This is a genomic window from Leptolyngbya sp. O-77 (assembly GCF_001548395.1).
In the GTDB taxonomy this organism is placed as follows: domain Bacteria; phylum Cyanobacteriota; class Cyanobacteriia; order Elainellales; family Elainellaceae; genus Thermoleptolyngbya.
On sequence record NZ_AP017367.1, the window covers coordinates 2,795,750 to 2,814,555 of the forward strand.

14 protein-coding genes are annotated in these 18,806 nt (G+C 60.5%); 9 read left to right on the plus strand and 5 right to left on the minus strand.

Features of this window, described 5'->3' with window-relative positions:
• The gene (locus tag O77CONTIG1_RS11895) at window positions 1-234 is read left to right on the plus strand and encodes a hypothetical protein (RefSeq protein WP_068510836.1); all 234 of its coding nucleotides are present in this window, start codon (window positions 1-3) and stop codon (window positions 232-234) included.
• On the opposite strand, the gene O77CONTIG1_RS11900 is transcribed toward O77CONTIG1_RS11895, so the two are convergent.
• On the minus strand, window positions 231-2,627 hold the full coding sequence (locus tag O77CONTIG1_RS11900) for a hypothetical protein (RefSeq protein WP_068510838.1): 2,397 nt from the start codon (window positions 2,625-2,627) through the stop codon (window positions 231-233). The two genes, O77CONTIG1_RS11895 and O77CONTIG1_RS11900, sit on opposite strands and share 4 nt — an antisense overlap.
• A gap of 246 nt (window positions 2,628-2,873) precedes the next feature.
• Here O77CONTIG1_RS11900 and O77CONTIG1_RS11905 point away from each other — a divergent pair, with 246 nt between their 5' ends.
• From O77CONTIG1_RS11905 to O77CONTIG1_RS11915, 3 genes are all read left to right on the plus strand, one after another.
• The gene (locus O77CONTIG1_RS11905) at window positions 2,874-3,560 is read left to right on the plus strand and encodes an SAM-dependent methyltransferase (RefSeq protein WP_068510839.1); all 687 of its coding nucleotides are present in this window, start codon (window positions 2,874-2,876) and stop codon (window positions 3,558-3,560) included.
• A gap of 81 nt (window positions 3,561-3,641) precedes the next feature.
• Window positions 3,642-4,421: an MBL fold metallo-hydrolase gene (locus O77CONTIG1_RS11910; protein ID WP_068510841.1), complete on the plus strand. Its 780-nt coding sequence runs from the start codon at window positions 3,642-3,644 to the stop codon at window positions 4,419-4,421.
• Between the two features lie 220 nt (window positions 4,422-4,641).
• Complete coding sequence (locus tag O77CONTIG1_RS11915; protein ID WP_068510842.1) at window positions 4,642-7,977, plus strand: hypothetical protein; 3,336 nt, start codon at window positions 4,642-4,644, stop codon at window positions 7,975-7,977.
• Between the two features lie 51 nt (window positions 7,978-8,028).
• Here the strand turns inward: O77CONTIG1_RS11915 and O77CONTIG1_RS11920 are convergent, their stop codons facing one another.
• Both O77CONTIG1_RS11920 and mutS read right to left on the minus strand, forming a co-directional pair.
• On the minus strand, window positions 8,029-8,739 hold the full coding sequence (locus O77CONTIG1_RS11920) for a histidine phosphatase family protein (protein ID WP_068510843.1): 711 nt from the start codon (window positions 8,737-8,739) through the stop codon (window positions 8,029-8,031).
• Window positions 8,740-8,750: 11 nt separating this feature from the next.
• Window positions 8,751-11,513, minus strand: coding sequence for a DNA mismatch repair protein MutS (mutS, locus tag O77CONTIG1_RS11925; RefSeq protein WP_084783019.1), 2,763 nt, complete (start codon window positions 11,511-11,513; stop codon window positions 8,751-8,753).
• 503 nt (window positions 11,514-12,016) lie between these two features.
• Here mutS and O77CONTIG1_RS11930 point away from each other — a divergent pair.
• The gene (locus O77CONTIG1_RS11930; protein WP_068510845.1) at window positions 12,017-12,667 is read left to right on the plus strand and encodes a hypothetical protein; all 651 of its coding nucleotides are present in this window, start codon (window positions 12,017-12,019) and stop codon (window positions 12,665-12,667) included.
• Here the strand turns inward: O77CONTIG1_RS11930 and O77CONTIG1_RS11935 are convergent.
• Window positions 12,664-13,611, minus strand: a complete 948-nt coding sequence (locus tag O77CONTIG1_RS11935; protein ID WP_068510847.1) for a serine hydrolase — start codon at window positions 13,609-13,611, stop codon at window positions 12,664-12,666. The two genes, O77CONTIG1_RS11930 and O77CONTIG1_RS11935, sit on opposite strands and share 4 nt — an antisense overlap.
• A 190-nt stretch (window positions 13,612-13,801) precedes the next feature.
• On the opposite strand from O77CONTIG1_RS11935, the gene O77CONTIG1_RS11940 reads away from it, so the two are divergent.
• The 3 genes from O77CONTIG1_RS11940 (at window position 13,802) to O77CONTIG1_RS24495 (ending at window position 15,474) form a co-directional block, all read left to right on the plus strand.
• Window positions 13,802-14,536: a C40 family peptidase gene (locus O77CONTIG1_RS11940; protein ID WP_068510849.1), complete on the plus strand. Its 735-nt coding sequence runs from the start codon at window positions 13,802-13,804 to the stop codon at window positions 14,534-14,536.
• A 111-nt stretch (window positions 14,537-14,647) separates the two neighbouring features.
• Window positions 14,648-14,995: a protealysin inhibitor emfourin gene (locus tag O77CONTIG1_RS11945; protein WP_068510850.1), complete on the plus strand. Its 348-nt coding sequence runs from the start codon at window positions 14,648-14,650 to the stop codon at window positions 14,993-14,995.
• Window positions 14,996-15,027: 32 nt separating this feature from the next.
• Complete coding sequence (locus O77CONTIG1_RS24495; RefSeq protein ID WP_156435192.1) at window positions 15,028-15,474, plus strand: hypothetical protein; 447 nt, start codon at window positions 15,028-15,030, stop codon at window positions 15,472-15,474.
• A 75-nt stretch (window positions 15,475-15,549) separates the two neighbouring features.
• On the opposite strand, the gene O77CONTIG1_RS11955 is transcribed toward O77CONTIG1_RS24495, so the two are convergent.
• On the minus strand, window positions 15,550-17,469 hold the full coding sequence (locus O77CONTIG1_RS11955) for a cyanophycin synthetase (RefSeq protein WP_172799675.1): 1,920 nt from the start codon (window positions 17,467-17,469) through the stop codon (window positions 15,550-15,552).
• Window positions 17,470-17,990: 521 nt separating this feature from the next.
• Between O77CONTIG1_RS11955 and O77CONTIG1_RS11960 the strand changes: the two genes are divergently transcribed.
• The gene (locus tag O77CONTIG1_RS11960; RefSeq protein WP_197673176.1) at window positions 17,991-18,794 is read left to right on the plus strand and encodes an exosortase-dependent surface protein XDP2; all 804 of its coding nucleotides are present in this window, start codon (window positions 17,991-17,993) and stop codon (window positions 18,792-18,794) included.
• Window positions 18,795-18,806: the final 12 nt, after the last annotated feature.

Below are 18,806 nucleotides of genomic sequence, written 5' to 3' on the forward strand. Positions count from 1 at the left end.
ATGAGAAACACTCATCCTGACTACAGTTGGCTGTTTCGGTTTGCGGTGCGCGTGTTGAAATACTTTCTGCTAACGCTGTTTGGCATTTTGGTAGCAATTGTGCTGTCAAAGGTTTTAGTAATTGCCCCTCTCCTGCATCTCCTAGTGAGCATTTTGGATGCTGCCCTATTTAAGACGATGGGGTTGGTCTTTTGCCTGATGGCGATCGCCGTGGTGGTGGAGTCGATTCGCTAGGAGCCGTCCATCGCCCGCTGCACTTTGGCGACCTGCTTAGGTGCGTCCATTCTTTCAAACAGGGCGATCGCCGCCTGAAAACTTTCTTCGCTGCGGAGTTTTTCGCCCATTGCCCGATAGGTCAGCCCTTGCTGGTAGTAGGCTTCAGCCAGGTCATACTTTGCGCCCACGTCGCGCAGATATTGAATCGAAGCCTGATGTTTTGCAACGGCCTGGTCATAGTGTCCTTCTTCGGTGTCGAGTGCGGCATCTCCATAGAGCGCCTTGGACGTAGCTTGCCCGTAGGCGCTGCGTTCGCCAAAATCTAGCACGCGGCGATAGAGCTGGCGCGATCGCCGAATTTCGCCCAGTTCGCGATAGGTCAGCCCCAGAAAAAACAGGCGATATTCCGTGACCCAACTGGGCATCTGGTGGTCGCCGAGCTGATTGACTGCCTCGTACAGCTCATCTGCCAGCGTTCGCGCCAGCTTCCAGTTGCCCAGGCGAAGGTTGAGATAGGCAATGTAGAACAAGACCGACCGGCGGTAGCGATCGTCGCCTAGCGGCTGGCAGAGCTGCTCGACCTGGCGATGGGCCGCCATGCCCGCTTCATATTCGCCCAGGGCAATCTGGCAGATGCCAATGGTCAGCAGGGCGTTGATTTCCACCAGCCGCAATTTGAAGGCCGTGTCGTTGGCGTGGGGGTCAGCATCCGGGAGTGTTTGCAAGACCGATTGGGCGATCGCCCGCGCTTTTTGGCAGGATCTCACCGCCTCGTGGATATTATCAGACGAATAGTAATAGACCGCGCCCAAAATGCCGTAGAGTCTGGCGCGGCGATAGCTGTCGGGAAGCCGATCCACCACCGCCAGGATCACCTCCTCCGCCTGACTCAGTAGCCCCCGCTTGTAGAGCGATCGCCCCAGCGATTCATTCGTGCCCCAGCGGTTGGGGCGCTTTTGGATAATCACATCGGCCGCCGCCTCGTGATCACCCATGTCGATGTAGTGATAGTAGGCTTCCAGTGCAGTTTGCACCTCGTCTTGCGTGGTGATGGCGGCCACCCGCTCAGTCCAAAATTCTGCGGCGTGGCGGTGGGCAGTGTCATAGTCAGGCGTGCTAACCAGCCGATCGAGCGCCTGGGCACGAATCACCGGATGCAGCCAGTAGCGCTCGTGTTCACACTCCACCAGAGAGCGGTCTTGCAGCGCTCGAACCACGCGGCGATGGCGGCTCTCTGGCACGTCCCACAGTAGACAAAACAGCCCTTCGATCGGCACCGTCGGCACGTCCTGGTAGCGATAGCAGCCCATGCGACACAGCAGGTTATAGGCATCGGGCGATAGCTCTTGCAGTCGATTAAACTGCTGGTTGACTTGGTCTTCTAGCTCGCAATGGCTCAGCAGGTTGGTCTGGTTGACCCGCCAATAGGCTTCCACATCTCCTGCAAAATCTTCGGCGATGTTGCTGCTGATTAAATCCATGCTTTTGGCATTGCCGCCGTGGGCCCGGTGCAGCGCTTGCATGGCGGGGGTATCGACGCAGCGCAGTCCGCGATTTTGAAACACCTTTTCCCAGGCGGGGAGAGTCAGCCCCCGCAGCGGGTAGTGCTGCACGGACACCGTATATTCGTGCAGGCGTTCGCGACTGGTGATCAGCGTCGTAGACTGCACCGACGGGTCAGCCAGCACGTTTAGCAGTTCCACATAGCGGCGATGCGGCTCGATAAAGCGGCCATCGGGGTCGAGGGCGGGTTCCAGATTGTCGATCAAAATGCCGAGGCGGTCGCCCTGGAGCTTGCGCTTGAGTCGATCCAGCGACACAAAAAATTCTCGTCCGGGTTCTTCGCCAAGCTGCCGCAGCTTTTCTTCTAGCAGTGCCTCCACTGGGGCGATGTCCTTCGTCGCCTTGGCAATCGGGAACTCCAGCACCGCGTCAAACCTTTGCTGGAGATAGTGTCGCGCCAGGGTCGTTTTGCCGATGCCCGCCCGCGCCTGGATCACAATAATTTTGAAGCCCCGGCTCAGGAGTCCATCCAAGTCGGCGATCGCCTCTTCCCGCCCAACAAAGTTGGGATTAATCGCAGTTTCATCGGCAACTGCCTGGGCCGATTGGTGATCGTCGGGTTGCAGCGTCAGCCCAAAGGCGCGAAACAACTGTTCCAGCGATCGCACATCGACCCCGCGCAGTTGGTCGCGCTGCTGGTCGAGCCAGGGCCGCAGAATGCGAGAAATGGTTTCTGGCGAGAGGTACTCTGCCGTGTGGCCGTTGTGGTTTCCAGGCTCGGTGCAGCGGGCAATTGCCGCGTAGGTGGGGCGATCGCCCGGAAACCGAAGGCACACAGCTTGCCAGATGCGGTCAAACCCCGTTTGGGTCAAGATGCGTCCCCGTTCGCGCCGTGATAATACAGCCATGCCTATAGACAGAATCAGCCATCCAACCGACCAGACGCTTCAGCCAGTGAACCAGTCGTTCACGGAGCCACCCACACCATTGCGTCAATATTCCCATGCTTTTTGGGAAATACTGAAAACTTCTTCCCTGAATCTTTATACTCAGTCTCGACCGTCTCCTATGCTGACTAGCAGCAACCCATCTGTCTCAGTGTCTCTGCCTTTCTGAGCCAATCTGATCTGCCCATCCCTAACCCCTAGACACTCATGGTGAAACTGAGCCACGTCGTTCCCTTTGGGCGATCGCTTGCCGAGTATCGCCTGATGTTTAACCTGACTGACCTCGACCTGTCCCGCACCATTCTAGATGCGGGCGGTGGCCCAGCCAGCTTCAACGCCGAGATGCACCAGTTGGGATATCGGGTGGTTTCCATTGACCCGATTTATCAATTCAGCGGCGCAGAAATCGAGCAGCGGTTCTACGCCTGCGCCAGCGACATCATCCGCCAGGTAAAAGACACGCCCAATGCCTGGGTGTGGGGTTATCACCAGTCACCCGACCACCTGCTGCAAAACCGCGAAATGGCGCTGCGGCTCTTTTTGGCAGACTATGACCAGGGCAAGGCAGCGGGGCGCTATCTCGTAGGCGAGTTGCCCGATCTGCCGCTGAGCGATCGCCCCTATGATCTGATGCTCTGTTCTCACCTGCTGTTTCTCTACTCCGACCACATCAGCCTGGAGATGCACTGCCGCTCCATCGCCGCCCTCATGGCCCGTGGGCAAGAGCTCCGGATCTTTCCGCTGCTAACGCTGGAACGAGAGCGATCGCCCCACCTCGAACCTGTCTGCGAGTTCCTCATAGACCTGGGCTATCGCGTGGAAATCGTTCCCGTCCAGTATGAACTGCAAAAAGGCGGCAATGAGATGCTGCGGGTGACGCGGCTGGCGGTCTAGTCGGCAGCGGGTGATTGAGGGATGAACGGAGGACGTGTTAGATACTACAAGCATCCTGATTACTCCATCCCCTTTAGATCAATGCTCGATCCAATCCATCAGTGGTTCTCTACCCAACGCATTACCGATTCTCTGTATCTCATCACCGAGCCGCATTACTACTGGTTTAACCGGGCCAATTTGTGGCTGATCAAGGGGCGCGATCGCGATTTGCTGATCGACACGGGGCTTGGCGTGCTGAGCCTGCGGAGCTATCTGGCGGGTTTGCTGGACAAGCCGCTGCTGGCGATCGCCTCCCACATTCACTTTGACCACGCCGGGGGAATGCACGAGTTTGATCAGCGGGCGATTCACGCGGCTGAGGCTAGCGCCCTGCGAATGGGCGACGACTACGAGGCGCTGTGTACGCCGCAGCAGGGCTGGGTGCGCCAGGAAGACTTTCACCAGCTCCCTTACGAGGGGTTTACTGTGGAAACCTACACGCTGCGGGCCTGCGAACCGACGCAGATTTTGAACGAGGGCGACGTGCTAGATCTGGGCGATCGCGCGCTGGAGGTGCTGCATCTGCCGGGCCACTCTCCGGGCTGCATTGCGCTGTATGACCCAAAGACGCAGGAACTCTTTTCGGGGGATGTGATTTATGACGGCGAATTGCTGGACGAGCTGCATTGCAGCCACATTCCCACCTATCTGAACACCTACGATCGCCTGTCCCAACTGCCCGTGGAAACGGTCTATCCGGGGCACTATCGGATTTTTGGCAAGGCGGACTATCGGCAGATTGTGGACGATTATCGGCGATCGCGCCGCAGTCCGGGCTGTCCTAGCGAACCCATAAAGTCCCAAAACGACAGGGCTTAGCCGATCGGTGCGCCCGGCAAACCCGATGCGTCAGCGGGCAAAATCTATGCTAAAACGGGGCGATAGAAGGCATCGATGGGCGATTCCCGAAGCAATCCCTCCGCGAATTGCCCCGGCCGCTAGAATGAAACCGTCGAGGGGTTCTCTGGACTCGCGGTTACGGTTGAGCCGGGTCGCCGTGTCAGCGGCACATCCGGATTGAAGGGTCACGCAACGTCTGATGTCTGATTTGCAGCAGAAGCATCCACCAGGAACGTCGCCGCTGGCGCTGTGGTTTCGCGACACCGCAGGACTGGCGGGAGAGCGCGTTCAGTTTCGTCTGCGCGGCAATCACCTGCACATTCTCTGCGAAGCGCAGCCCTGCCCTGACCGGGGGGCAATCGTCGGGCGGCTGCTGCCTGCGCTGCGGGAGATTGACCTGAATACGCTAGTGCCCGCCAACCAGCCGACGATTTATCAGATTCATCTCTACGGTCGCCGACCCGGACAGTCGTCGCCGGACTGGTCGTTTTCGATTGATCTGCATCAGTTAAACTATCAGATCCAGCAATTTCTGGGTGAATCCCTGCTGGCAGAAGAGTCCGCGCCGCAGCGGGGCGGACAGTTGGCGACGGTCAGCGCGGGCGGTGGTTCTGGTTCAACGGTCGGATTGAGCGAGCTACCGTCGGGCGATTCGCGTAGCGATCCCTCTGGGAATCGCCCCCCTGAGGGGGATGCTGCCCTGGCGGGGTCAACCCTGGGTCTGGCGCGGCAGGGGCATCCGGGGGCGATCGCCCGCTACCTGAGCGACCACCTCAGCAGCTTTGGTGTATCGGTGAAGGCGACCGTCAAGCCGCTGCGCCCCGCCCCACGTCCCAATCCCGATGCCCCACCGGAACCCCCACCCCAGCGGCTCTGGGTGCTGTGCGAGGCGAATTATTCGCTGGATTCTTCTCTGCTGGCGGAGCCACTGGCCCAGCATTTGCGCGATCTGCGGCTGGAGGGCTTTCGGGATGCGGTGGTGCGGGTGCAGGTGGCGGGCGAAAGCCAGCCCGACTGGATGCTCCAGGTTGATCTCACGCCGCCGGACGCGATGCTGCGCGAGTGGGCCCGCTGGGGCGATGTGGGCAGCCTGACTCGCCTGCTGGCTCCCGTGCTGGAGATGCTGGAGGGCGAAGTCTCTACGGCAACGCTGCGAGACTCGACGCTGCACCTGTTTTGCAACCCCTTACCCCAGAGCAGCCTTGCACCCAACCCGCCCGATCGTGCTGCGGTGAAGGTAGGTGTGGGGGCACTGCTCAATTCCATTGCACCTCAAGGCATCCACGCCGCCACGGTGTACGGCCAGGTGCTGCATCAGGAAACGCCCGCCTGGGTGGAATGGCTGGACTTGCCCGCCAGCCACCAGCCGCACCTGTCCGCCTCGACGCTGGCGCTGGCCCAGCAGGGCGACTGGGGGGCGATCGCCTTTTTGCTGAATCGTCTGCTCAATCCCGACCTGAATCAGCAGCTTGCGACGGGCGGCATCCGCGTCCAGCTTTTGCCCAAGCCAGAGGGCAGCGTGCCATCGGATGCGCCTGCCAGCGCCCAGCGCTATCTGCTGCATGTCATGAGCGATGCGCCCGTGTGCCCCGATCAGCGCCGCGTTGGCACGACGGTGGTGCGCTTTTTGCGAGATCTGAATTTGCCGCAACTGGCCGGCGTGCGGGTTTATGGGCGGCGTGCGGGGCAAAAGCGGCCCCTGTGGAGCTATGGGGTAGATTTTGCGCCGCGATCGCGCGTGGTGCCAGAGCCAGCGCCGGAATTTGCAGTCACCGATGCCTATGTGGGTGACCTGCTCACCCCTGGCGGGGAGCTAATCCTGCACGCCGATGCAAATCTGCAAACAGCCTGGCAGCGCTGGTGCGATCGCCTCAGCGCATCGATTCGGCAGACCTTGGTGAAAACACACCTGTTTGCTCCCACGGAGGATGCCCCCGCCGACGACTCCTCAGAACCCTGGCGATCGGACGGCCGCAGCTATCGCAATGGGGCGCTGGCGGCGGTATGGGGGGCGGCAGGGCTGCTGCTGGCGATGCAGGCAGACTGGCATCTGGCGCGACTCTTGCAGCAGCCTGAGCCACCTGCTCAGCCGGATCGGTTTGTGGCGGTGGATGAGGTCCCCGCGCTGGCTCTGCCGCCGTCGGAGGTTGGGCAACCCGCGACGGCGGCTGAAGCTGCCGCTGGGCAGCTCCCAAAGGGATCGCTACGCGAATCGCCCAGCCCCAGTCCTGACGCTGACGGGGGCGATCGCATTTTTGACTCGTCCGGCTTTATCCGCAGCGAGGCAGATGCAGATGAAGACGAACCCGCTTCCCCATCGCCCTCGCCAGAGGCACAGATTTCGTCGCGATCGCTCCCCTACACGCCCGTCAGCACAACCCAGCCGCAGACGGTGGCCGAGGTGCTGGCGGCGGGGCTGCCCTTCCCCACCTTCAACAGCCGCCAGCTCGACGAGAAGCTGATGCTTTATTACGAGCGGCTGCGGCAGACGGGCAAGCCGCCCGATGTGCTGATCGTGGGCAGTTCGCGGGCCTTGCGTGGCGTTGACCCGGTGGCGCTCCAGCGAGAGCTGGCGACCCTGGGCTATGTCGATGTCTCGGTGTTTAACTTTGGGGTCAACGGCGCAACGGCGCAGGTGGTAGACGCAATTCTGCGACAGGTGCTAAAGCCCAACCAGTTGCCGAGGCTGATCCTGTGGGCTGACGGGGCGCGGGCCTTCAACAGCGGCGCGGTGGATGTGACCTACAACGGCATTGCGGTGTCGCCTGCCTATCGGGAACTGCTGGCGGGCACGCTGGAACGGCCGCAAGTGCTGCCTGAAGACTTTGATACCCCAGAAGATCCGCCCGAAGTGGCTGAAACCCCCAGCATTAACACGACCCTGCGCGACAGCTACCAGAGCATCGACCGCTGGCTAAGTGAGCAACTGGGTCGCCGCTCGGCGGTGTTTGACCAGCGCGATCGCCTCAAAGACGCGCTCCAGGAACGGGTGCGCCCCGAATCGCCCAGCGCCGTCACCGCCGCACCCGCCACGCCCACGCCTTCCCGTCTGCCCGCCGATTCTGCCGAATCGCTGGTGGAAGCAGGGCGCGACCTGATTGACTTCGACGGCTTTTTGCCCCTGGCGCTGCGGTTCAACCCCGCCACCTATTACCAGGAATATGCCCGCGTGCAGGGCCGCTACGATGGCGACTACACGGATTTTCGGATCGAGGGCGTGCAGGCGGCGGCGTTTCAGTCGGTGCTGAGACTGGCGGGCGATCGCAATATTCCCGTCATTTTTGTCAACCTGCCGCTGACGGATGAATACCTCGACCCGGTGCGCCGCCAGCACGAGCAGACCTTCCGCCAATACCTGCTGCGCGAGGATCTGGACAGCCCCAGCCTGGTCTTCCGCGACCTGGGCGAAATCTGGCTGGATCAGTACGACTATTTCTCCGACCCCAGTCACCTGAATCGCTACGGCGCGTTTGCCCTGTCTCGCCGCATTGCCCAAGACCCGATGATTCCCTGGAGCTACGCCAGAGGCAAGTAGCCCAGAAAAGTAGCCCAGAAAAGTAGCCCAGAAAAGTAGCCCAGATATTCGCTAAATTCTTCCGAGAACTTCAATCTCGCCCTGGGGCGTAGCGCGAACGAGGACGGCTTCGCCCTCGCGGGGCACGAGGGTCGTCAGGGCGGTGATGTTGACCTGGTGGGTGACCAGCACGGCCACGCCGGGGGTGTTGCGCTGATCCAGAATGAACTGCTGGAGGGCGCGGGTCTGCTGGGGTTCTGTGGTGCGATCGCCAAAAAATGAGTTCAGCACGGGGAATGGCTCCACCGGGGCCAAATCCATCAGCCGCGCTGTGTCTAGGCTGCGACACCACTGGCTCGACAGCACCCGCGCCACCGGAATCTGCCGCTGCCGAAACGCCTCGCCCAACTGCCGCGCTTGCTGCTGCCCCGCTGCGTCCAGGTTGCGCTGGGTCGAACAATCGTCGATCCGAAAGGCGGGTGGGTCGCCTGTTCCTGGGGCGCGGGCGTGGCGAAACAGCACCACTACTCCCGATTCCTGTCGCAGCAGGGCCCACAGTTCCTCGGCAGAGCGGGACGGGGGTTGCACCACGAGGGGCGGCGCGGTGGGAGCGGTGGACTGGGCGATGGGACTGGGCGGTGCGGCGCTGGGCGGGGCACTGGGTGTGGGTGAACTGGCCATCGGCCCGGAGGCACAGCCCAATAGGGTGAAGGCGCTCAACAGGGCGATCGCCCCACCTGTCAGCGCCCTGGCGCAGATTGGAAGCAGCCTCAGGTGAATCATGAAAACGCCTATCAGGTAAAGATATTCAGCTGACCCGCTGGTTCTCGAAGGCGGGATCGGCGACTGGCGGCCTTGGTCGGCCCCTGATCCGTGGAGTCGGGGCTGCGAGGCGCATCCCGCGACTCGCCCCGCAGCCCCACGGCGATGTGGGAATGGCGCTCGATTTGCCCCATCACCTGCCGCGCCCGCTCGATCACCGAGGTCGGCAACCCTGCTAGCCGCCCCGCTTCGATGCCGTAGGACTTGTCTGCGCCGCCGGGACGCACCTGATGCAAAAAGATAATCTGATCGGGCAGTTCCTTCACCACGACCTGGTAGTTGGCCACGTTGGGCAGCAGCGACGCGAGTTCGTTGAGTTCGTGGTAATGGGTGGCAAAGAGGGTGCGGGCGCGAATTTCGGTGGCCAGGTGTTCTGCCACAGCCCAGGCAATGGAAAGCCCGTCAAAGGTGGCTGTGCCCCGCCCGATTTCATCGAGCAGGACGAGCGATCGCGGCGTGGCGTGATTGAGAATGTTGGCCGTCTCGTTCATCTCCACCATAAAGGTGGACTGCCCCGTGGCCAGGTCGTCTACTGCACCGACGCGAGTGAAAATGCGATCGCACACCCCCAGGGTTGCCGCCGCCGCAGGCACAAAGCTGCCCACCTGGGCCATCAGTTGAATCAGCCCCACCTGCCGCAGGTAACAGCTTTTGCCGCTGGCGTTGGGCCCGGTCAGAATAATCAGGTCTGGGGCGCTGTGGGTCGGTGTGGGGGCAGGCGGGGGCGCGTCGGCGGGCGGGCGCGGTGGGGGAGGGGCGATCGACGCTCCGATTCCCCCATGCCCCGTAGCCTGATCTCCAGAGCCTAGGCTGGCCGAATTGGGCACAAAGAACCCGGCGGGTAGGGACTGCTCCACCACGGGATGGCGACCGTCTACAATCTCAATCCGGCGGGATTCCGTGATGGCTGGGCGGCAGTAGTTTTGATAGACCGCCACTTCGGCCAGCGAACAGAGGGCATCTAGGGCGGCGATCGCCCCTGCCACCTGGCGAATCGGCTCGGACTGCTCGGCCACCTGAAGCCGCAGCGCCGTGAAGATTTCGTACTCCAGCTTATGGACGGCTTCGCGGGTCAGAAAAATCGCCGATTCCCGCTGCTTCAGTTCCGGCGTGATGTAGCGCTCTTCGTGGGTGAGGGTCTGCTTGCGGATGTAGTCGTCGGGCAGGTCGGCGCTGGCTTTGGCCCGCGAAATGCTGAGGTAATAGCCAAAGGCTTTGGTGTATCCCACCTTCAGGGTGGCGATGCCGGTGCGCTGGCGCTCGGTGGCTTCCAACTGGGCAATCCACTGCTGGTCGGCCTCGATGCTCTGGCGCAGGTGGTCTAGCTGGGGATTCACTCCGGGGCGGATCAGGTTGCCCTCGGTCAGGTAGAGGGGCGGCGTTTCGACCAGATGGGCCCGCAGCGTCTGCCCCAGGGTGTCCATTACAGGGGGCACGGTTTGCAGCGCGGTCAGGAAGGGCGATCGCCCAGTCGCCACCAGCGCCGCAATCTCCGGCAACTTGCCAAGGGAATCTGCCAGCGCCACCAGATCGCGGGCGTTGGCCGTGCCCGACCCGGCCCGACCCGTCAGCCGCTCCAGGTCGTAGATTTGCTTGAGAATCTGCTGAAGCTGCTGGCGCAAAGTCCCCTGGTCAATCAGTTCTTGAATCGTGTCTTGCCGCGCCTGAATTGCGGATCGGTCTAGCAGGGGTTGCAGCAGCCAGCGCCGCAGTGCCCGCCCGCCCATCGCCGTCACCGTGCGATCGAGCGCCCACAGCAGGGAGCCGTGAAACGTGCCGTCGCGCTGGGTCTGGGTAATTTCCAAGTTGCGGCGGGTCTGGTGGTCGATCACCAGAAAATCGCTGAGGGTGTAGGTGCAGAGCGGCTGGAGCGGGATGCGGGTGGGATAGGCGTGCGAGGAGGGCGGGGGCGCGGAGGACGACTCTTCCGAATTAGCCGCTTGAATCTGGCGCTCGGAGGTTTCTTCCAGGTATTGCAGCAGCCCGCCCGCCGCCCGCACTGCTAGGGGCAAATGTTCACAGCCCATGCCCTCTAGCGATCGCACGCGAAATCGCTCCAGCAGCCGCTGACGAGCCTCGGCCGCCTGAAATGGGGACTGCGGTCGCAGCGTATAGCAAAACTGCGGCGGCAGCGCCTCTGGCAGGGCAGCGGCCCGGCGCGGGTCTGGGGTTCCGGCGCGGGCATCGGGTCGCAGCAGCCCCACCAGATCGGGCGCATTGGTGGGCAGCAGGATTTCCGACGGCTGGAGCCGCAGCAACTCCTGGGTCAGCGTGTCCAGCCCGCTCGCCTGGGTGGTCAGAAACTCGCCCGTCGAAACATCGGCGATCGCCAGCCCCCAGTGCGCCCCAGCCATGACCACCGCCGCCAGATAGTTGTTGCGGCGGGCATTCAGCATTCCTTCCTCTAGCACTGTGCCAGGGGTGATGACCCGCGTCACCTGGCGCTGCACCAGCCGCCCCTGGGCATCCGCCGCGTCTTCGGTCTGGTCGCAAATGGCGACGGCATAGCCCCGTTCCACCAGTTGGGCACAATAGCGCTCCATCGCGTGGTGCGGCACACCCGCCAGCGGCACCCGCCCGACGGTCTTGCCTGCGTCTTTGCTGGTCAGCACCAGCTCCAGCTCCTGAGCAATGGTGATAGCGTCTTGAAAAAACGTCTCAAAAAAATCGCCCACCCGATACAGCAGCAGCGCCTGGGGATACTCGTCCTTCAGATCAGCGTAGTGGCGCATCATCGGGGTCAGCGCGTCGCGGTCTACGGAGCGATGGTCGATGTAGCGCACCGTCTGCTTGATGAGCCGTTCTGGCAGGTCTCCGAACCGTTGAGATTCCAGCGGATTGGGGGGCGGGGGGGCAGGTCGGTCATGGGCAGCAGCGGTAGGGAGCAGCAATCGGGATTGGCAGCAGACGGACAAACAGACTAATAGAACAGACTGATTGAAAATTTTAATCAGGGCTGGGGGAACTCGCAGCGTGGTGTGATCTTCAAAGAGGGCAATCTAACTTAATCATCTTGCCGCACTAAACTGTGAGTGGCGTTGTGAGTGGCGGTTCCTTTTTGACTTTATCGTATGGTTTTGCGGTGGGGGCGATCGCCCTCCAACGTTTTTACCGCTAAAGCTTTTACCTCCATTTACCTCCAACCTGTTTAGCTGAGCCGGCCGCGTCTTGCGGAACGCCCGGTCTTCCCGGTGAAGCTATTCCATCTGCAAGCCCCCTACAGACTCGACGGAGCCTCATGATGACCCCAAATGCCAATTCTTCTACCCGCCTGGCCCTGCATCGACTCAGCCTAGGGCTGCTGATTGTCGCTGCTGTGTCTTGTCAGGTGCAGTCGCCGCCCGTGTCACCCCCAGTCGGCACAGGAACCCCGACCGAGCAGCCCTCACCCATTGCGGCTGCGCCAGAATCGGGACTTTATCGCAGCGATCGCTTTGGGTTCCAGTTTGCCTATTCTGCGGATCAGTTTGTGGCCCACGGCGAAACCGAGTTTCCGCCGGAGGTCGTGGCCCGCGAAGCCGTGCAGATCTGGACGATTGACCATGACCGCGCCATCCAAGCGGGCGAATACGAGGGCGGCACGGAGTATCCTGCCAATGTTAGCGTCACCGTCCAGCCCAACCCAGACGGACTTTCCGCCACCGATTGGATCGCCCAGAGCGACTGGTTTACGAACGTGCGCGAGGTTCAGGAAGTCACCGTGGCGGGGCAGCAGGCGATTGCCTTTCGCTCCAGCGGACTCTACGACATGGAGCAGGTGCTCGTGCCTACGCCCGACGGCAAGAACTGGGTGCTGATCACGCTCAACCAGGTGGGCACGGGCGAATCCGATGCCCAGTATCGCCAGGCCTACAACCGGGCGATCGCCACGCTGACCTTCACGCCCTAACCCCGCACCCCCAGCTCCATCATGGCCGCCGCCACCTGCTGCGATACAAACGGCAAAATCGCCTCGTTCTGGCTGTGATCCCGCCCTTCGGTAAACACCACCAGCAGGTAGGGCGGCGCATCGGGGAGTTCGATGTAGGCCGCGTCGTGGCGCACCCGGCTCATCAGCCCCGCCTTCGACCAGAGCCGCGCGGTCTGCGGTAGGCCGCCGCCCAAAAAGCCTGTGACTTGGTTTTCGGGGTCGGCGGCTAGCTCCGCAGGGTTGAGGCTGCGATGCAGCAGGCGCATCATGAACTGCGATCGCTCGCCGCTCACTGCCACGCCGCCCACAATGCTGTGCAGCAGCCGCGCCACGGCCTCGGTTGTCAGCAGGTTGCGGTTTTCCATGAGTTCGCCATAAAAGGCCCGCTCCCGACCGTAGGGGCCGTCGCACCAGGTTTTTTGATTCACATTAATCGTGTCCAGTTCTTCCCAACCCAGGGACTTGAAGTAGCGGTTGACGATATTGCGCTGATATTTCCAGGTTTCAAACGGCTCGATGGGCAGTTCGGGGCCGCTGGTGGTGCCCGTCAGCATGTCCACCACCAGCCCCGTCGCGTCGTTGCTAGAGTCTACAATCATGTCGCGGATGGCCCGATCCAGTTCGCTGGAGGGCGCGATCATGCCCTGCTCTAGCCACTCCTGCACCGCCACCAAATAAAACAGCTTGACCACGCTAGCGGGGTAAATTAGCTCTACGCCGCGATAGGAGTAGCCGCCGACGGAATATTGCCAGAATTGCTGGGGCGAAATTGCGCCGCCTGTGTTGACGGGGATGGGCGGTCGATATACCAGCCAGGTGAAGGCAATCTGGTTGGGCGCGAGGCTGGGGAACTCGGCTCGAGTAGCAGCAAGAATGCGATCGCCCTGTAAGGCAAGCTGGTCGTCGCGCTGAAAAAACGGCATGGAGGCAAGGGGGGAAGAATAGGGCGGGCTGTGGCAATTCAAGGCAGCGGACTATGGGCCGCTTACTATATAACAGAGTTGAATCAAAGAGTTGAATCTAAGCAGGGTAAATCGATTTTCCTCGAATTGAGGGTTTCACGGCCAATCGAGTGCTAAAGCAGATTAGCCCTGCCTCATTTCCCGGTACGACATGGTTTCCCTTGCGTCTATTCAAGCTGATTTTGCGAGCGATCGCACCGTTACCTATCAGTGTCTCGAAAATCTCAATCTTTATGACTCGCCTGCGCTAAAGGATTTGGCGACGCAAGCCGTTGCCGGACGACAACTGCGAATCTTGGGGACGACGCTGCCCGATGCCAGTGCCGATCTGACTGGCAGCGCCCTCTCTGCGGTGCTATGCGAAGACGACTATCCGGGCTGGGTGGCGGTGGAAGATCTGGATCTGCTGGCGGTGGCGGAGGCTCCCTATCGGGCGATCGCCCTCAGCACCGACGACATCCACGCCTGTCTGCCCCAGGTCATTGCCTTTGCTCGCCAGGCCATGGCCCAGCCCAACCACTACCTCTGGGGCGGCACGGTCGGCCCCAACTACGACTGCTCTGGGCTGGTACAAACGGCCTTTGCCTCGGCGGGCATCTGGCTGCCCCGCGATGCCTACCAGCAGGAAGCCTTTGTGCAGCCGATTCCCATAACCGACCTCCAGCCCGGCGATCTCGTGTTTTTTGGCCGCCCCGACCGCTGCACCCACGTTGGCCTCTACTTGGGCGACGGGCAGTACCTTCACAGTTCTGGCAAAGACCAGGGGCGCAACGGCATCGGCATTGATGTCCTGTCGGAACAGGGCAATGCTGTCAGCCGCGCCTACTTTCGCCAGTTTCGCGGAGCCGGTCGAGTTGTGGCCTGTTATGTCGGGGGGAGGGGTTAGGGAAGAGGGAAGAACGAAGAGGGAAAAGGGAAGAACGAAGAGGGAAAAGGGAAGAACGAAGAGAGAAGAACGAAGAGGGAAGGGGGAGGAGGGCGGTTTGGCTGATGTACCATGAAGTCATCTGCCGCCATCATCCTGTTTCTCCCTGCTATGCGAATCGACTTCCAATCCAGCGGCGGTTTTGCCAATCTGCAGCTAGCCTACAGTGTGGATACCCGCACGCTGCGGCCAGGAGAAGCCTCGGAACTAGAAGCCCTGGTGCGGCAGTCTAATGTGATGGAGATGCAGCCTGGTCAGTTGGCGGCCGCTAGTGCCGGGCCGCCCGACGTGATGACCTACCGCCTAGAGCTTCAGGAGGGCGATCGCCACCAGTCCCTTACCATCACCGACCTCACTGCACCGCCGTCGCTGCAACCGCTGCTGTCTCGCCTCCGCGACCTCGCTCTAGAGCACCGCTAGCCATGCCCTGTTGCTTATCAATATCTCCGCCGTTGTCTAAGCCCTCCTGGTTGGTGTCGTTCCTCGTCGCTCTACTGGTGCTGGGATGTACGCCGCTTGCGCCACCGCCCGTCTCTTCCAGTCCCCTACCCGCGCCAGAAACAGTTCAATTAGACAGCCCGTTTCACCTGCCCCTAGCGGGCACGGCTACCTTGCCCAATCAGCGGACGCTCACCTTTGCACGGGTCGAGCAGGATTCACGTTGCCCCAGCGATGTGACCTGTGTCTGGCCGGGGCAGGCAGAAATCATCGTCATGCTCAGCCAGCCGGGTCAGCCCGCCCAAGAACTCTTGCTGGTTCAGCGGCTGGGGGACGAGTCCGCCGCCGCACGGTCAGTGAATGGACTGACGGTGACGCTGATCGATCTGACCCCCTATCCCACAACCCGTCCCTCTTCCCCGGCAGACTATGCGGCGACGCTGCTGGTCACGCAGCCCTGACCCATCCAGCGTCTTAAGAATGGGTATAGACAGGTGGAGACTTGGCGGTGCAATCTTGCCCCGCAACGGGCCGGGCTACTTTTCTGACAGAATCGCGGAAATCTCTTTCCAATACACCCGCTGAAATGGCTCTTCCTCTGCCAGCTCATAGGTTTCTACCAGGCCTTCTCGCCGTCGAGAAACGGCGTTGCCCTCTTTGATTACCACTGTTGCGCCGTCAGCGATATTGCGAGACAGCATTTTCTCCGTTTCTGTGGGCGCGTCCAAAATCACAATATTGCTGCCGTCATAAAAGCAGCCCTCTTGCTCTAGCGTTGCTTCGTCATATTCTGCAATCAGCAAATCCAGCTTGGGATTCCGCAGCAGGCTTTGTACCTTCGTGTTGTAGGAACCCGTTAGTGCTTTTTGAGAGCGATTGACAAAGGCGGCATCCCGGCAAATGGCCCCAATCGTCCAGTTGGGATAGTTCACCAAAATTTGATCAACCAGCTCTTGCAGTTCCTTCAGCGGCAGATAGTTGAAGGTGAAGATGGGAATGCGGGCAGCTTGCCCCGATTCAAAAAAGGTTTCCAGAATCCGCGAAGCTACATCAATGCTGTTGCCGACGGCTGGACGCAGGTGCATGTAAACCCCCGGCGCGGCGTTGATCTCGATGATGCCGAAGTTGCCCTCTTTCCAGGAGCGTGAAATGTCGGACGTAAGCACATCAATGCCGAGACAGACGAGGCGAAAATGCTGAGCAATATCCTGGGCAAGCACAATATTGTCGGGGTGAACCTGCTCGGTTGCGTCGATGCTGACCCCGCCAGACGATAGGTTCGCCACCTTTCGCAAGTAGATGACTTCATCTGGATCGAGGATACTGTCGAGGTCAAGCCGCTGCTCCAACAGGTAGCGTTCCAGCGACTCGTCCACGATGATCTTGCCCAAGGGCGAGGTGGGCGTGTCGAGCCGCTCTGGTTTGCGGTTTTCCAGCGCAATTAGCTCGGCAATGGTGGAGCGCCCGTCGCCTGTGACCGAGGCGGGGCGGCGCTGGGTGGCGGCGACAAACTTGCCATCCACGCACAGCAGCCGATGATCCAGCCCGGAGATGCTCTGTTCAACGATGACCGCAATGGATTGGCCGTCCTCATGGGCCTCCACCGCTCGGTCAAAGGCAAACTCCAGTTCGCTGTCGTCCTGCACGTCGGCTGTCACCCCAATGCCCTTGTGCCCGACCACAGGCTTGACCGCGACCGGGTAACCGATCGACTGCACTGCCTTCAGCGCTTCCTTCAGCGTGGAAACGATTGCCCCCTGGGGCACTGGAAATCCCAGCGTGCTGAGAAAGGCCTTGCAGTCGTCTTTGCGGGTCGTAAAGTCAGAATCCACATGGCTATCGCAATCGAAAGTCGTAGCGACCCCGCGCACCAGCTTTTTGCCGTAGCCATACTGCATTAGCCCCTCATCGGGCAGATAAAAGGCGGGAATGCCCTGGTTATGAGCCGCCCGCAGCAGGGCGTAGATCGTAGGGCCGCCGTAGACCGATCGGCGAAAGCGGGTTTGCAGCAGCGCAATCTGGTCTTCAAGCTGAAAGGGCTGTCCATTGGAAATTGCCTCGAACCAGTCCCAAACTGCGTAGACCGTGCCATAGCTGGTGGACTCGTGGATCGACTCGACCGCGATCGTCGTCGGCTCGGTGGGCTGGAGGCTCCACAGTTCACAGTGCAAATCCATGTCCAGTTTGCCGACCTCGACCACGGTTTGCACAAACAGATCGGCGTAGGACTTGTACTCGGTGAGCGCCATTTTGGGATACCGCTGGGCGATCGCCTCTACATAGTCATCCAGCGGCAGTGGGTCGCGATATCCCGTCAGCGCCAGCCGAAACACCAATGCCCCTCGCCCCAGGTAGGGATTTGGCCCAATGTAATGCTTAAAGCCAAACACATCAAAAATGTCGGTTTTCCGAGCATTGACCGGACTCGACTGTCCACTCGATTCTTCAATCACCATAATTCTTCAGCCAACCTCGTCTTCAGCCGAGCTGCCAGAACCTTGCAGGGGCGAGGTCAATATACCCTGTTCTGAAACATTCAGCGGTTATATTTGTAATGCTTTTGGGCGGATTTTTTGAGGCAAGCCCAAGTGCAACGGAGAGTAACCTCAGATTTCGCAGATCAGCATCTAAAATTACGACCGCTTAGCAATTGGGGGCATCTAGCGCTACAAAGGTGAAAATTTAAGACAAAACCTTCGGAATATACGGAGTTCATGTCACTCTAAAGGTATGCTTCTTGAGATAAAAATTTACCAATCTCAGTATGTTTCTCGGTCTACCCGGTGCGATTAAAGATGCGGTGAAATATGGGGCCAACCCAGAGACATGGGCGAAATTCTACGACTAGCGTGGGTAGCATAAGTAGGTGCATATCGAGCGTTCCTCGACAAGCACGGCGAGGTTCAGAATGTTACCTCTCTATTCTCTGTGCATCGCAACTCGACCTCTCAACCGCAAAAACTACTGGTAACAGCAAATGATGAACATCAAACGTATTCTTACCTGGGCTGGGCTGACCGCTGGTACTGCTCTGGCGCTGTTTGCCTCACCCGCTGGAGCAGCCGGAATTTCTTTCGCGCCTTTCAGCTTCAGCACCAGTTTCACCGGAACCCCCCCTCGTGGCAACATCATGCTGAATTCGGTGACCACCACTGACAGCCTGACCGCCGCCTTGGGATCGACCTATAGCTCTTTCAGCCTGGTATCGCGTGCCAATATTATCCACAACGATCTGTGGACAGGTGGAAACACGGGCGCTGCTAGCTCTGACATGGGGGATGAAGCCAGCATTGGTACCGTCCTAGAAGCTGCAACCAACGAAAGTATCGTTACAAGCCTGGGCAACCTCAACCTGAACAGCATTATCGACACTGAAGACCGGGGTAGCTTTATCATCGATTTGTTCTTTGATCAGGCGACCGATCGCTTCTTTTTCTGGGAGCGCGGCATGAACAGCAAGATGCTGGTGCAGGCACTGGATGCTGCAGGCAATCTGCTGGCTGAGTATTTGCTGGACAGCAGCACCTCTAACCCCGCAGGCTTTCAGATTGACACGGTTGAGATTGGGGGCCCTCAGCAGGTGGGCGCTCAGGGCCTCTGGCTGAACGGTGCTTCGACCAATCGCCTGCGCGTGATTGCTAACGGTGCGGCGTTCAACGGGCCCGACTTCAAGGTGGTTGCTGCTGCGGTGCCTGAGCCTGCCACGATTGCGGGTACGGTGCTGGCTGCCAGCGCTGCGATCGCCGCTCGTCGCAAGCGCAAGGCTCAGGCCGAAGCCTAGGGGTTCGGTCAT

What these genes read in the sequence shown, in the direction of transcription:
- O77CONTIG1_RS11920 (WP_068510843.1), bottom strand. Translation starts at nt 8,739, where the DNA reads ATGATTCACCTGAGGCTGCTTCCAATCTGCGCCAGGGCGCTGACAGGT.
- O77CONTIG1_RS11915 (WP_068510842.1), top strand. Translation starts at nt 4,642, where the DNA reads ATGTCTGATTTGCAGCAGAAGCATCCACCAGGAACGTCGCCGCTGGCG.
- O77CONTIG1_RS11935 (WP_068510847.1), bottom strand. Translation starts at nt 13,611, where the DNA reads ATGCCGTTTTTTCAGCGCGACGACCAGCTTGCCTTACAGGGCGATCGC.
- O77CONTIG1_RS11955 (WP_172799675.1), bottom strand. Translation starts at nt 17,469, where the DNA reads ATGGTGATTGAAGAATCGAGTGGACAGTCGAGTCCGGTCAATGCTCGG.
- O77CONTIG1_RS11905 (WP_068510839.1), top strand. Translation starts at nt 2,874, where the DNA reads ATGGTGAAACTGAGCCACGTCGTTCCCTTTGGGCGATCGCTTGCCGAG.
- O77CONTIG1_RS11945 (WP_068510850.1), top strand. Translation starts at nt 14,648, where the DNA reads ATGAAGTCATCTGCCGCCATCATCCTGTTTCTCCCTGCTATGCGAATC.
- mutS (WP_084783019.1), bottom strand. Translation starts at nt 11,513, where the DNA reads ATGATGCGCCACTACGCTGATCTGAAGGACGAGTATCCCCAGGCGCTG.
- O77CONTIG1_RS11940 (WP_068510849.1), top strand. Translation starts at nt 13,802, where the DNA reads ATGGTTTCCCTTGCGTCTATTCAAGCTGATTTTGCGAGCGATCGCACC.
- O77CONTIG1_RS11960 (WP_197673176.1), top strand. Translation starts at nt 17,991, where the DNA reads ATGATGAACATCAAACGTATTCTTACCTGGGCTGGGCTGACCGCTGGT.
- O77CONTIG1_RS11895 (WP_068510836.1), top strand. Translation starts at nt 1, where the DNA reads ATGAGAAACACTCATCCTGACTACAGTTGGCTGTTTCGGTTTGCGGTG.
- O77CONTIG1_RS11910 (WP_068510841.1), top strand. Translation starts at nt 3,642, where the DNA reads ATGCTCGATCCAATCCATCAGTGGTTCTCTACCCAACGCATTACCGAT.
- O77CONTIG1_RS11900 (WP_068510838.1), bottom strand. Translation starts at nt 2,627, where the DNA reads ATGGCTGTATTATCACGGCGCGAACGGGGACGCATCTTGACCCAAACG.
- O77CONTIG1_RS11930 (WP_068510845.1), top strand. Translation starts at nt 12,017, where the DNA reads ATGATGACCCCAAATGCCAATTCTTCTACCCGCCTGGCCCTGCATCGA.